Origin of the sequence: Bacillus silvicola (assembly GCF_050524305.1) — a bacterium.
GTDB lineage: Bacteria > Bacillota > Bacilli > Bacillales > Bacillaceae_G > Bacillus_A > Bacillus_A cereus_AT.
In genome coordinates this window covers 102,565-116,575 of sequence record NZ_JBNGVC010000003.1, presented here as the reverse complement: position 1 = coordinate 116,575, position 14,011 = coordinate 102,565, and the positions used below count along the sequence as shown (strand labels likewise).

The window sequence follows — 14,011 nt, the reverse complement described above, 5'->3', positions numbered from 1 at the left end:
TTTTCCACTAAATAAAAAAAGAGCTTTGAATTATTAGGTAACAACATAATGTGGAACAGCATCCTATATTTTTTCCTTGGGACACGGAGAATGTAGGCAAGGAAAAATATAACGATGTTCATCTATTATGATCCAGTTTATCTTCTATTCATTTCAGCCTGCTAAATTGGAGAATTTGTATGATCCCCTTACTCAAAATAAAGAACAGAAATAGAAAAAGCAAGATGAAATCTACAATGGAAAGTTTTTATTTTTTGAATTCCGAAACTTTTTCTACAATTATCGACAAAGTATTTACACACTACTTTTATCCCATTTATAATTTAAATAGTTATATACGAATATTACATTACATGTACTAATCACTTGATGAATCATACACGTAGCGAAGGATAAGAAGGGGCTCCATTCCCTTCTTCTATAAAGAGTAAATAGAGATGTAGAAAGTATAAATCCTGTCCCGATTAGAAACTTTATACCAACTATCATTTTAAATGATTATGCAAAGTACCATTATAAATAGGAAGAAACTCGTTTCATATATAGCAAATACGTTATAATAGCTACTGAAATCTTGCCAAATATATTGGTGTTACAGATGAACAAAATGAAACGCCCTAAACAAGGAGTAAAAATACAGTTGCTTGTTTTTGAGATATCCGCAGACTTGAAATTTACAGAGCGCAACAATCGTAATCTAAAAACAGGAGATGACGATTCTCCCTTCAAAAGTACCAGCTTTTCAAATGGGCTAAGCATTTAAATATATGATAAAGTAAAAAAGTATTTTCCTACATAGTAGGAGGATACTTTTTTAGAAACCTTAAAATTCACATATACCCTATACAGTAAAGGATGTTTGGTACATGCAATTTGCTATAGACGCGATTCGTAATTTTCTCATACAGGATATGGAATCTTATCGTGAAATGATCCTACAGGAAAATGATTATGATAGTATGAAATGGCGTTACACTACATTCATTGATATGCATAATTACCTAAAGAAAACAAATATGAATCAAGAGGAAATTCAAGAGTTATTATCAGTGAGCTACGAAGGGATCTCTTTTGGTTCGGTAACAAAATGTGATATGCTCTTTATACATTCTCTTACTAGTCCAAATCGATGTTTGGAACTAGTGGAAACCTATAAATTGATGGAACGAACAAACGAATACGTTCCCAATATGAAAGATGAATTGCAATGACTCAAAGATCGATGGGAAAAAGGATTTTATATTTTTGTGAATCAATAAATACGTTGTATGTATAAAAGTACTTACCATAGCAAATATAGAAGAGTCAAAGAATACGAATATAACTTAGAAAAAAGCAAATTTTCTTAAAAGGGAAATTTGCTTTTTCTTATCCCCCCTTTTCGGGGGATAGGATTCTTTCAAAATACCTAACTAAAAAAAGAGTTTTACAAAACTTACAAAATGTTAAACTTATAAAAGCCATTAATATCATGCACGAACGCTGATATCAATGGCTTTTGGTATAGATATGTAGCAATCAGTTTTACAAATTATAAAAAAATATAAGCTCAGTTTTACTTTTTACCAGCAATATGTTTTTGAATTTATCTTTCTTGTCCCTCTGTTTGATTGGCTTGGAACTCCATTTTCAGCGCAATACTATCTCCCTGGAACACATTTTGATCCGTACCATTGTCTTCAAAGGTAAATCTTATCCAGAACCAATCCGTTTTTCCAGCTTTTAATCCACCTGTTTCTGACCATTTTGAAAGAAATATTTTCTGAGAAGCAACTTCTGGATGTTGTGATTTCAATTCTGCCAAGGTTGTTTCATATACAGGACTTTTCTCTGGATCCCAATCCCAAAGAAATTGTACTTTAATGTGTTTACCAAAATCTTCAACACTATTATCTTTTTTTAAATCGTTCACAGTATAATCAACCTTCATCAGGATATCTTTGATATCCAACGTACCACTATTTTTTATATTGAATTTTTTTAATATTTTATCCCCAGGTTTTAAATTGTCTAGATTAAGAGATGTGGTAGGCTGCATAGCAAAATCTAATGTCCCTGCAGCAAATTTATTATTTGTTACCTCTTGATCGCTAAAATATGCATATGTTCCCCCACCGATCAAAGATAAACTAAGAGCGGCTGAAGCCACTCCAACACCTAATTTCTTTTTCAATGACATTTTTTGTTCCTCCCATATGATTTTTATAATTTTTCTCCCTAATCAACTAACAAGGCCCCCTTAATACAGATATAACATAAACTGTAAAAATTTTATATTAAAATCCAAAAAATACTTATTGAGAAAATTATGTTGTTGTCTATCTTCCATAAATAAAAAATCCCAAAAAGTATACTTATATGGACATATTGAGAATTCTCCTTATTACTAAATACATAAAAATTATAATTACACTCCAAAGTGTAATTATAGAAATTAAATTTATTGAGAAATTTGAATTTCCATAAAAATAGGTTGTTTCCCCAATATTTCCCCTCTATAATTTGGATGTACCACATGATTATATAATAAAGGAGGAGTTCATATGGGACGTTGGATTATAGTTACAAGTGAAAAGCATGAACCTAAATTAACAGTGTCTGAAACAAAAGAATTACAGAAACTACAAGAAAAAAAATAAAGAAGATAAAGAGGACAGTCTTATGATGTCCTCTTTATCTATACATAAATCCATGAAAGATTGTATTCATTTACTTTATTTAACTGGAGGTTATTAGAATGCTATATTCTTGGGAAAGAGAAACATTAGAAGAAATTGCACATCAACGTATTATGGATACGTTCAACGAATTAAATTTTTCAGTGAAAAAAAAAGCTTTCGGAGATAAAATACAAACCACATACGTGGAATTATTTAATGTAAATCAACAGATTGAATCATTCGGCGTAGGAAAAGGGAAGTATAATGAATTAGGCGCATTGTTTGAGGCCTTAGAGCATTATACTCTGGAGAACATATCAATGAAAGAATGTGATTTTTTCTCTTCTCATCATATTGCTAAGAATCCAATATTTGACGGAGAGCGTGTTATGCAATTGATAGTAGAAGAACCAGATCAACAATTACTTTGTAAAAAATACTATGCTTTGAATGATACACAACAACATGTATGGTATCCATTTTTTATTGCCAATCCACATTATATGCAACATCCAATCGAAACGGATACTTATCAGTATCAGAAAGTACAACGATACAGTTCTAATAGTGGCACAGCCATTGGTTCCACTTTACATGAAGCGATTATACATGCAACGAATGAAGTCATTGAAAGGGATGCCTTTTCTTTATTCCTACTTCGGCATTTCTACTATGATATGCCAGATCATACATTAAAAATAATTCATCCAAATACGCTTCCACCATCCCTAAAAGAAACGATTTTACACGCAGAAGAGGAATTACAAGAGGAAATTATACTATTGGATATTACAACGGAAGTTGCAGTTCCAACTATATTAGCTGTTACAAAAAATAAAAAGCATACTGGTATATTTGGACTCGGTACATCTTTATACCCTCAATATGCTATCTTGCGAAGTATTACGGAACTAGTTCAAGTGAATCATATCGCTTCTGCAAATATTGGTGATGAGCTAGCACATCGAGAGCATTTTTTGAATCATTTACAGCCGTATCCTCGTCACTATGCTTGTGCAGAAATGAATATGTGTTCCATATTTAATCAATTTCCAGCCACTTATGTTTCGTTTGAGGATTTACCGAGATTTTCAGAACGTAATTTAATACTTTACATCGAAGAACTGCAAGAACGATTACACCAACAACATTTTTCTATCTATTATTCTCCAGTCAAAGAGTTTTCCAATGGTATAAAAATCATACATGTACTAATTCCACAAATGGAGCGTTTTTTATTGATTACAAATGGTCAATTGGTGTTCCCGTCCGAAAGGGGTATGAAAAAGAGTTTTAAATTACAGTCCAGTTTATAAAAAACACCCTATAAAGGGGACTAAGACAAATGTTAATCCACCCTATATGAGGTACCATCAACATTTTATCATTTGTTGATAGTACCTCATATATTTTCAACAAAACAAAAAAGCATCTAATTTAAATTAGATACGAAATGTATCAAGCACATTATCTTTTTCTTCTTTATTAATACCAATATAGCGTAATGTAATTTGTGGCGTACTATGATTCATTATTTCTTGTAACATAGCAATATCTTTTGTTTGCTTGTAAAACCAATATCCAAATGTTTTACGCATCGTATGAGTACCTAATGATTCTACTCCGGCAAAATCTCCAGCTTTTTGTAACTGTCGATAGGCTTGAATTTTACTAATAGGTTTATCACCTTTTCGAGAAGGAAATAACCAGGTACTTTTTAGATCCTCAGCGTATGGAAGTACTTCCTCAAAAATGGATGTAATATTTATGATACGCTCCTTTTTTGTCTTTCCTTCTTTCACTTTAAATTCTTTCCGTTTTTTTCGCTTCAGTTTTAAAATTTCACCTGTTTCCATTTTAAGTAAATCACTTACACGTAACCCTGTATTAATACCAATTAGAAATAAAATGTAATCACGATCAGAACAATGACGTTTGAGCGACCATTTCATATCATTAAGCTGTTCTATGCTCCGAATTGGTTGTACATCAATTAAATGTTGCTTATTATCCATCTGTTTTTCAATCCCTTTGTTTTCAATGATTTGAATGTATACTTTTTTATCTTTTTTTATAATATCAATGAAATTAGATAAAAGTCAATGTTTTAGGGGAAATGAATGTAAACTTTTGGCTAAAAGTTTACTTTCGCTTTTTGAATCATTTATAGCTAATTTTGTAATAATTTTTTCAATATTGATATACTTGTAAATTATGGGTTTAATATTCAAAATTTACATAAAATAAATTATAATAAAAATATGATGGTTATCCTTTTGTTTACTCCTTGTGCTAAAGATAAGATCGTGTTCGCCGATCTTATCTTTTTTTATTTGTGGATTTTTCATACAAAAAAAAGAATCCTTATGATAAGGATTCTGCAACAGGAAATTTACTCTTCTGATTTATAAATGGTCAAAATAGTAATTCTTTTTTTCAAGAAATGCTCTAATCAATATGATGATCATTAACCATATGAGACTACTTAGTATTTCTGATACAAAATTAGTACCAAGTTCTTGATAGGCATAATGAATCATTAATGTAATGAATAACCAAAATGAAGAAGCAATTAGTTGACCAGAATAACCACCCTTAATATGGTGATTAAAAATCAAATAAGTAATTATTTTAAGTGTTAGGCCACTAATAAATAAGCTGACTGAAAGGATCATAATTAACGGTATATATTCATGTAGTAAGCTTAATACTTTATTATTGATGTTAAGAATGTTTTGAGGGATAGATTCTGTTTTACTTAAAATAATGTTGTACTTTAATGATAATTGATAGGTTGAATTCATAATGTAGTAAATAAATATGACCAAACAAAATAGTCTGCCCAAATAAAAAATTTCGCCACTTTTTAAATCATCCCATATCTTACTGAAAAATCCCCCCACGTTTTTCCTCATCTCCCTTTTATTTCGTATTCTTGCTTAGACCATATTCTCATATCTTTCTTTTTATAATCGTATCATACTTTAAGTGGAGTTCAGTTTTTTATATGTATTTAGCAAAAAGTGAAATCTTAGAATTGGAAAAATCAACAAATCAATAAAAATCGTTGTATAGAGATAATAAAGTCATACAATTTGATATACTAAAGGAAAAAATAGGATGATAAGGTTATGCCGACAAAAGGATTCCAAGACACAGTACAGCAATTTGCTTCATTCTTATTAGCTAAAGGAAGAAAACCTTCCACAATTAAACGATATGCTTATGATATTGAAAATTTTGGTCAGTGGTTGCAAAAATCTAAAAAGCTTCCATTACGCAAAATATGGACGACACTTAGTACAGAGGATTATGAAGAGTATTTTAACGATTTAAAGAAGCGACGCAATTACTCTGATAAAACGATACATCGTGTCTATATTGTCCTAAGTAGACTGTATCAATATTTAGATCTACCTAACCCTTTAGAAGATATGAATCTCATAATTCAGCCTGATCGTGCGTTACGTGATGAAGATTTTATTTCTAAATCGGAAGAAAGACAACTAAAGTACATTTTAACTTCATTAGAAGGATTAACAGAAAAACAACGTTCCGTTCGTCCAGTACTTATGGATCGTAACACTTCTATTGTGCATTTACTTATTAATAATGGATTGTCCTTACAAGAACTTGTAGGATTAAAGATGAATCATGTCCATTTTGAAAACAATACAATCTTAGTACCAGGAATAGTGGGTATAGAGAGAACAATTCATCTAAATGAAGACGATAAAAAGATATTATTTAACTATTACCAAACCATTCCAGAACCTGTTCGGCCTAAATATCATAGTGATGCCCCCTTATTCGTAGCATTTGACTTTACTCGAAAAACTTATCATTGGTCATATGACAACGATGCTCCAAAAGCCTTAACAGAAATTGCTGTTCAAAAAATGATTCGACTTGAAGTTGAAAGAGCGAATTTACGAAAAGGAATTTCAGCACAACATCTACGGAACACCTTCATTTTACGGCTAATTGAAAATGAAGTTTTAGAAGGGCAAATTATAAAACAGGTAGGCTTTAAATCTAAACTTGCGTTAAAAAGATATTATGATTACAACGATTAAGAATAAAGAAGGAAGATTGTATGAAGAAAAATAAGAAACAAGAGCTACAGTATATAAGAATTTATACATTAAGGGATAGAAGTACAAAATCCATTAAAGTTGAATCTTGGCGAACGTTTAAAAATGAAATGAGTGTTCTAGGTCTAAAAGATTCGGATATTTTTCAAATTCAGTTAATAGAAAAGTAAAATAAGATAGAGATATTTCGATCTTATTTTGTATGTATTCACCAGTAAGATATACTCTTAGATAAGGAGGTTAATACAGTGAAGAGTTTGACAATTGAAGAGGTTTATCAACAAATTCTAGATGGAAAGAGAAGAATGTTTCCAAGAGGAACTTGGAGTGAAGATATAGATAGAGACTTGATTAAACGTGTTACAAAATATCTAATTGAAGTTATCTTAAAGTGGGACAAAAATCAGATAAAAGAAAAATGGGATTTATCAATTATAAAGAAACATAAGTTAGGAGGAGCAATTGCTATCATTTATAATGACAGTCCATTTAAAATGATAAATGATGCATATCCAGGACTTTTAAAAGAATGGGAATTGAAAATGGCTCCTTTAAATTATTGGACAAAAGAAACAGGGCTCGAAGCATTACGTTGGACAATTGAAGAAAAAGAACGGCTCACAATGGAAGAATTAAAAGAAGTGTACAATCATAAATGGCTCATAAAACATAAGTTACATGCGCCATGTCATCGATTATGGGAAAATAATGCTTACTTAATGATAAAGGACTTATACCCTAATCAATTTAAACCGTTTCATTTCAAATGTGCGACTACAAATTATTGGACAAAGGAAATCGCATTGCGAGAACTTGCATGTATTATACAAGAAGAACAAATTGGAGATGAGGAACTATTAGAAGTATTCAGTGTAAAATGGATTGCTACTAAAAAGTTAAGTACTCCCTTAATGATGTACTGGCAAAGTAGTCCATTTAAAATGATTAATGATTTATATCCAAATAAGTTTAAACCTTGGCAATTTAAGAGTGTACCCTCAAATTATTGGACGAAGCAAAATGCAATAAAAGCTATTTTTCATATTATACAAAAAGATAATCTACCAAAAGACGAACTACCTAAAATAATGGGTAGTAAATGGTTCTACAAAAATAGATTAGGTACACCTTTTCAAAAATTCTGGGAAGCAAGTCCCTACTCTGTGTTAAATGATTTATTTCCAGATTATTTTCAACCATATCAATTTAGTAGAACTCCTAACCTATATTGGACAAAAGAACGATCCCTTCAAATTCTGTCGGAATATATTCAACAAGAGGGTTGGAGTGATGAGGAAATCTTGGAAAACGTTACTTTCCAATGGTTAACTGACCGGAATTTATGGACACCAGTATCAAATATTTGGGAAAGTAGCCCATTTAAGATGGTTAATGATTTGTATCCAAATAGATTTAAACCATGGCAATTCAAAGCTACCTATCGTAATTACTGGACAAAAGAAACGGCACTAAATGCTTTAAAATGGACAATTGAGGAGAAGGAATGTTTGTCCCGTGAGGAGTTAATAGATATATATTCGCAAAAATGGTTATTCAAACATCGACTTCAAACTCCTTGTAAAAAGTTTTGGAAATCAAGTCCGTTTGCTATGCTAAATGCTTTATACCCCAATAAATTTAAAGAATGGGAGTTTTTTAGAGTACCCTCAAATTATTGGACAAAAGACAAAGCCTTGGAAGAATTACGCTGGATAATTGAAGAAAGAGAAAAATTATCAAGAAAAGAATTGTTAAATGTTTTTAGTGGGTCATGGATAAAAGGACAAGGGCTAAGTTATCCGCTACAAAAATTTTGGAGTAGTCGTCCTTATCACATGTTAAATGAATTGTATCCAAATCGCTTTAAAGAGTGGGAATTAAAGAAAACACCTACAGGATTCTGGACAAAAGAAAAAGGACTCGAAGCACTACGCTGGACAATTGAAGAAAAAGAGAAATTAACAAAATTTGATTTATTACAAATATATAGTAAAAAATGGTTAAGAAAACAAGGCTTATCTACACCTTTACAAAGGTTTTGGAGAGGAAATATAAATTTAATGTTGCAAGATTTATATGAGGTCCCGTTACCCAAATGACATAAATCCTACGCTAGGGTTCACCATATTTTATAAGATAACGCATTCAAAATTTCAAGAGAAAAGGAGTCAAATTGACTCCTTCTCATTTTTGTTAATTATTACGAAGATACAACAGATCTATGAAACCTTTCTTCATAATACCTAGTTTTTAGGTCATTAATTTTCAAAGTAAGTCCAATTTTTTCTGCGATTTCTATTGTTTCTCCAAAAAGTCCATCTTTATGATTAGGCCAATTCTCCATGTATTCCACTAAAGTCATATTTGTTATTTGTTTGAAATTATTATCAATAGATTCTCGATCGGATGAAACACCAAAAGAAATATTAGTAACTACTCCGCTTTCTATGTCAATTCCTTTAAAAATAGGAGCCGATATTTCGAGATATGGGTTAATATCATGTTGAAATGGCGAATGAGAACGATATAGTCCTACATCATAAGGAAAACCATCTAAGGTAATCCATGAATGACAAAAAGAGAAAGGTACTTTTGAGGACTCAGTAAATCCAATTTCTAAATTTGGTTTAAACCCTTGTTCCTTAAGCAAAATATATAAAATACTTGAAAGGGCGTGACAAGCTCATGCCCATCAACTTAAGGATGGATACAAAATTAACTTTTGTTCAATTGAACTAAAATCTCCCAAAATGGGGACAAGTTATTAAAAATAAGCACACGAAATAAACCCTAACGGGTTTCATTTTTTTCTTATGCAGCTTTCTTTTGCTTGCTACATCCACTATACTCATAGATAACACCCATGATATCAAAGACAGTTTTCTTCTCATATCGATGAGATTTCCGCCCGTTTTTCTCTAGAAGGTGGAACAGGCGGATCAGAAGCTTTGTTATCTCTTGGGTGCTTTTCCCTATGGCTTGATAGAGGAGAAACAGATGATCTTGGATCATTCCAATCGCTTTATATTCACTTAATTCTTTTTGCTTCTTTTGTAACACAAGTTGGCGCATTTTAAACATCGTAGAAGAACATAAAAAAATAGCGATGAGTTTCCCGTATAAATGGCACTCTATTCTTTCTTGTTTGACGGTACGACAATGATTAATATCAAACAATGATTTCCACGTTTTAAAAACAATTTCTATCTGCCAACGCAATGTATATAATTCATGTACTTGTTCCATCGGAACCCATTCCCAAGGTGCATTTGTCACATATACATTTAATCCCGCTGCTAATTTACTTTTATCTGAATAGGTTTTGTGTTTTGACTTTTCTTTTTCTGCAATTTTCTCTAGACGTTTTTTTAATTGTGCCTCTGTTAAACGATGAAAAATGAGACGTGAAAATAGCTGCTGTTTATCCCCAATATAAGCTTGCTGATATTCTATCGTTTCGCCTGGTTGGAGTTGATTCAAAATCTGTATGACATTGATTTGTATGTATTCTGATTGTTTTTTAATGGAACCATTTTTAAAATATTCCGGATTTGGATTTTTTACATATACGTTCGTATTTAACTTTAACCTCGAAATATAATACGTACCACGTTGATCCATTTGATCTAAATCCTCTAATGAAAAATACCCTAAATCACGAATACATAAATCGCCTGGCCGTAACGTATCTAAACATTCTGTTCCGAATGTTTTATCATTATTTTTTCCAGGTCCCACTTGAAAATTAAGAAATTGCCCACTATGTAAATCATATTCTAATTGAATTTTGATCCCAGCTGTTTGAGCGCAGCCACCTGAACCAGGATATATATGTTCCAAAGTATGGGGTACTTGAAACATAGTGGCATCCATGATGCGAATGCGTTTAAAATGAGCAAAAAGTTGGTTAGAAATGTGAGTCTGCTCACAGATTTTTTGTTGTAACAATAACGAAAAGACATGCTTTAAAAATAACACTGATTTTGCAGTAAATCGTTTATTTAAGCCCTCTGGGCTGAGTAAAGTACCTGTAGCTGCATGAAGTCTACTACATAATCGGACTAAAGGATCACTGGCCACCCGTTGGCTAATCCAAATACAAATGGTAGCTAAATCTGATCCTGAAAACTTGCGTTTTCGCTTTATAAACTTAATCTCTCTTGCTAGTTCTTCCAAAAATCCAGGTGTGATATAGCGCTGTAATTCTTCTGCAAATGGTTGTAACTCCTCTTGAATCGAGAGATTCATAAAAAACGTCACCCTTTCTCATAGATTATTAAGAAAGAATAACGTTTTTTTGTACTTGGGGGTAGTAAAAAGTCTTAAGTTGATGGGCATGCGTGACAAGCTCCAATCCATTGTTTTCTCATAGCGTGGTTAAAGACAGCAAAATATGTATCCACCAAATTCTTATTGTTATTGATTTCTAATGATAATTGAATTGCTTTATGTTTCCAAACATCTACAGGGTTTTCGATTTTATTAATACAACATTTCTTATATTTCCGTCCACTACCACAAGGACATGGTTCATTACGTTCATACATATGATATTATTCCTTTCTCAATTAAATTTTAAAATATAATTTTACGGTATATAGTTTGACGGTTCATAACTTCCATTAAGATATCTGCTATTAATTTTCCGTTTTCGAAAATAATTTGGTTTTTAGTGTATGGATCTATGTACTGTCCCAGTCCCTTACTCAACATAATTTCCAATTCATTATTATCTAAAATTCGAGAAGATAAGATGGTTGGGTGTTTACTAAAAGCTCGATAAAAGTTTAAGGTTTGACTTAAAGAAGCGGCAAGCGGTCTAAGCATTTCATCATAGTAAGGACTCATATCTTCAGCTATTTTTTCGTTTAAGATAAAATTGATTCCATCATCTTTCATGTCAAATCTAAATAAAAAAATCAATATATACCTCTCCTTTTATAGGATACAATCATTTTTTACATAGCAATTGTGGATATAACTTGTTTGTAGATTAATTGTTGTTTACCATTAACCATCATTAGGACGGTAAATTTATCTGTTGTAAGGATCTGCCCACGTACTGGAACGCCATTCTTTAAAAATAAAGTAACTTCCCCTTTTTTCTTTTTCAATTGTTCATACATTTCTTCTTGTAAATTAAACATGAAATGCCCCCCTTGTTTGTTTGTATTTACTTTTCTTCTAATACATGCTGCTTTTCATTGTTGGATATTTGTGATTCCCATTCACTTTCTATTTTTCTAAACCATTTTCCTATTTTGCTTAGATAATATCTTTTTACTTCACCATTAGGAATCCAAATTTCACGTTCCTGTATTTGATTCATCACTTCATGAAGAATCTCATCATGTTCATACTTTCTCGGTTTTCTATAATTTGTTTTTATAAACTGTGTATATTCTCTACGTAACCAATTAGAAATATGTTGTCTTTGTCTTTGTTTGAGATGTGACCATTTTTTATTTGTTTGAAGGATTTTTCCATTTACTTTTATGTGGTTTTTCATCGACACTCATCTCCTTTTACTAGCAAAACGAATATATAACTATCGTATCACATTTAAATTGAAATATTGCTCTAGGTACATATTTCGCAAGAAATCTATCCAAAACAAACAATACAGTCTACATTTAGCGGATTAAGTCAACATAAGATTAAATGTAGACTATTGCTTATGTTTTTTGTTTTTATTAAACAATACGATACGTGAAATTTTATATTTCCCTTATTAAAAAAGCTCCTTAAAAGGAGCACTTATTTTACAAGATAATTTTCTACTTCTTTTAGTAATAGTTTTGCACCTTCTGAACTTAATGTTATCTTACCATTTGCTAATTCTATGTTTCGATTTGAAATTTCTCCTGTTAATGCACAAACAGCACCAGGCTGATACTTCTGTAAAACAATGTCTTCACCTTCTACAAAAATCTCTAATGGTGTTTTTTCTTTAATACCAAGCGTATTTCTAAGTTCCATTGGAATTACTACACGCCCTAATCCATCTACTTTTCTAGTCACTCCGGTTGCTTTCATCTAGCATCTTTCCCCATTTCATTATCAATTTGTACCCAAGCTATTCTTGACTATTGTAACAGGCTTTCACCATACATGAGAAACATAATGAGCAAAAACAGACCATCATAATAAGAAATTCTTTAAACCCTTGCTGAAAGGAAATACGACCTTCTTCCATTCTACATGCCCCTTTTCTTGATATCTTTTTATATGTTAAAATATAGAGGAAAGAAACCTGCCAATTTCTTTTCTCGACGGTCACTCATGACTTTGCTCTTTGTTTGCTTTTGCAAATGAAGAGCTTTTATTTTGCATACTTATACTTGCTTTCTAACATCGCATAACGTAATAACTTTAACTTTGTCTCTTTTTTCAACGCTTTCCACTCAGATACACCAATTTTCATTTTTCATTCCTCCAATAATTAAATTTGTTATTTATATAGCTTATAAGTTCCAGTTGTAAATCTTTCTAATTTGTTTATCGCTAAATCCTTCATGGACAGCGAAGATTTCTGGAAAATCAGAGATACACAAATCAATAATTGTATTGTCAGTTGTTCTTATATAGTAATATTGAACAGCCCCCTCATAATCCGAATATAAATAATACTTATGAATCTTATAATCTAATCCATTTTTCTCTAATACCTCATAAAGCTTATTTTTAGTTTCATCCATTACGTCAAAAATCGTTAACTGCTCCATCATTAACAGCTCCTCATTGCGTAAATTTACTAAACTAACTCTAAGAACAAGGTTGTTTCATTATGTTCATTGGTATGCACATTGAACTGTTTTCCCGTAGCTTCTAATGCACTAAAAAGCATTCTTTTATATCCTAGATCCATAAAATCTACACTTATTTGACCATGATTCATAATAAATTGAAGATCAGCCATCATCTTTTTAACTTTCCGTTCCATGTAATAACCTCCTCAATAAAGTTATATAACTTATATAACCATTCTATTACTCATTTTTCTGGTTGTCAATATAAGTTATATAACTTATAATATTTTTTATAGAGGAGGTTGTTATATGGCTGTTAATAAAGACAAGTACACTCAAATTTTAGTTACTTTTACAAAAGAACAAGTAGAACAAATAGAAAATTATTGGCATGAAAATAAGCTGAAGAATCGAAATGAAGCAATTCGTCAGATCGTAGACAAAGGGTTAAGTCGTAAATAATGACTGCCCTTTTTATTTTCCCTAAAAAACCTAAAAACGCATATAA

17 protein-coding genes are annotated in these 14,011 nt (G+C 31.3%); 6 read left to right on the top strand and 11 right to left on the bottom strand.

The features are described from left to right. Positions 1-866 precede the first annotated feature (866 nt). Positions 867-1,211, top strand: a complete 345-nt coding sequence (locus ACP6L7_RS09570) for a hypothetical protein (RefSeq protein ID WP_430529107.1) — start codon at positions 867-869, stop codon at positions 1,209-1,211. Between the two features lie 374 nt (positions 1,212-1,585). Here the strand turns inward: ACP6L7_RS09570 and ACP6L7_RS09565 are convergent, their stop codons facing one another. Next, positions 1,586-2,179: a TasA family protein gene (locus ACP6L7_RS09565; RefSeq protein WP_430529106.1), complete on the bottom strand. Its 594-nt coding sequence runs from the start codon at positions 2,177-2,179 to the stop codon at positions 1,586-1,588. A 558-nt stretch (positions 2,180-2,737) separates the two neighbouring features. On the opposite strand from ACP6L7_RS09565, the gene ACP6L7_RS09560 reads away from it, so the two are divergent. Next, positions 2,738-3,976, top strand: a complete 1,239-nt coding sequence (locus ACP6L7_RS09560; RefSeq protein WP_430529105.1) for a YcaO-like family protein — start codon at positions 2,738-2,740, stop codon at positions 3,974-3,976. A gap of 126 nt (positions 3,977-4,102) precedes the next feature. Here the strand turns inward: ACP6L7_RS09560 and ACP6L7_RS09555 are convergent, their stop codons facing one another. After that, positions 4,103-4,675: a tyrosine-type recombinase/integrase gene (locus ACP6L7_RS09555; protein WP_430529104.1), complete on the bottom strand. Its 573-nt coding sequence runs from the start codon at positions 4,673-4,675 to the stop codon at positions 4,103-4,105. A gap of 1,116 nt (positions 4,676-5,791) precedes the next feature. Between ACP6L7_RS09555 and ACP6L7_RS09550 the strand changes: the two genes are divergently transcribed. From ACP6L7_RS09550 to ACP6L7_RS09540, 3 genes are all read left to right on the top strand, one after another. Beyond that, positions 5,792-6,736, top strand: a complete 945-nt coding sequence (locus ACP6L7_RS09550; protein WP_430529103.1) for a tyrosine-type recombinase/integrase — start codon at positions 5,792-5,794, stop codon at positions 6,734-6,736. A 20-nt stretch (positions 6,737-6,756) separates the two neighbouring features. Next, positions 6,757-6,924 (top strand): hypothetical protein, encoded by a 168-nt coding sequence (locus ACP6L7_RS09545; RefSeq protein ID WP_430529102.1) that lies wholly within the window; start codon positions 6,757-6,759, stop codon positions 6,922-6,924. 78 nt (positions 6,925-7,002) lie between these two features. Further along, a complete protein-coding gene (locus tag ACP6L7_RS09540; protein ID WP_430529101.1) occupies positions 7,003-8,853 on the top strand; it encodes a DUF4046 domain-containing protein in 1,851 nt (616 codons plus the stop codon). 101 nt (positions 8,854-8,954) lie between these two features. Here ACP6L7_RS09540 and ACP6L7_RS09535 read toward each other — a convergent pair whose 3' ends face one another. The 9 genes from ACP6L7_RS09535 to ACP6L7_RS09495 all read right to left on the bottom strand — a co-directional run bounded on the left by ACP6L7_RS09535 (position 8,955) and on the right by ACP6L7_RS09495 (position 13,697). Further along, a complete protein-coding gene (locus ACP6L7_RS09535; protein ID WP_430529100.1) occupies positions 8,955-9,404 on the bottom strand; it encodes a hypothetical protein in 450 nt (149 codons plus the stop codon). A 161-nt stretch (positions 9,405-9,565) separates the two neighbouring features. Beyond that, positions 9,566-11,002: an IS4 family transposase gene (locus ACP6L7_RS09530; protein WP_430529099.1), complete on the bottom strand. Its 1,437-nt coding sequence runs from the start codon at positions 11,000-11,002 to the stop codon at positions 9,566-9,568. Between the two features lie 74 nt (positions 11,003-11,076). Beyond that, a complete protein-coding gene (locus ACP6L7_RS09525; RefSeq protein ID WP_430529098.1) occupies positions 11,077-11,301 on the bottom strand; it encodes an SEC-C metal-binding domain-containing protein in 225 nt (74 codons plus the stop codon). 28 nt (positions 11,302-11,329) lie between these two features. After that, a complete protein-coding gene (locus tag ACP6L7_RS09520) occupies positions 11,330-11,677 on the bottom strand; it encodes a hypothetical protein (RefSeq protein ID WP_430529097.1) in 348 nt (115 codons plus the stop codon). A gap of 35 nt (positions 11,678-11,712) precedes the next feature. Continuing rightward, positions 11,713-11,901, bottom strand: a complete 189-nt coding sequence (gene hfq / locus ACP6L7_RS09515) for an RNA chaperone Hfq (RefSeq protein WP_430529096.1) — start codon at positions 11,899-11,901, stop codon at positions 11,713-11,715. 26 nt (positions 11,902-11,927) lie between these two features. Then, positions 11,928-12,263 carry a transposase gene (locus ACP6L7_RS09510; protein ID WP_430529095.1) on the bottom strand — a complete coding sequence of 112 codons (336 nt, stop codon included), beginning with the start codon at positions 12,261-12,263 and terminating at the stop codon, positions 11,928-11,930. Positions 12,264-12,511: 248 nt separating this feature from the next. After that, a complete protein-coding gene (locus ACP6L7_RS09505) occupies positions 12,512-12,790 on the bottom strand; it encodes an AbrB/MazE/SpoVT family DNA-binding domain-containing protein (RefSeq protein ID WP_430529094.1) in 279 nt (92 codons plus the stop codon). Between the two features lie 428 nt (positions 12,791-13,218). Beyond that, on the bottom strand, positions 13,219-13,482 hold the full coding sequence (locus ACP6L7_RS09500) for a hypothetical protein (RefSeq protein WP_430529093.1): 264 nt from the start codon (positions 13,480-13,482) through the stop codon (positions 13,219-13,221). A 26-nt stretch (positions 13,483-13,508) separates the two neighbouring features. Further along, positions 13,509-13,697, bottom strand: a complete 189-nt coding sequence (locus tag ACP6L7_RS09495) for a hypothetical protein (protein ID WP_002090003.1) — start codon at positions 13,695-13,697, stop codon at positions 13,509-13,511. 115 nt (positions 13,698-13,812) lie between these two features. Between ACP6L7_RS09495 and ACP6L7_RS09490 the strand changes: the two genes are divergently transcribed. Continuing rightward, positions 13,813-13,965 (top strand): ribbon-helix-helix domain-containing protein, encoded by a 153-nt coding sequence (locus ACP6L7_RS09490; RefSeq protein ID WP_000290205.1) that lies wholly within the window; start codon positions 13,813-13,815, stop codon positions 13,963-13,965. Positions 13,966-14,011: the final 46 nt, after the last annotated feature.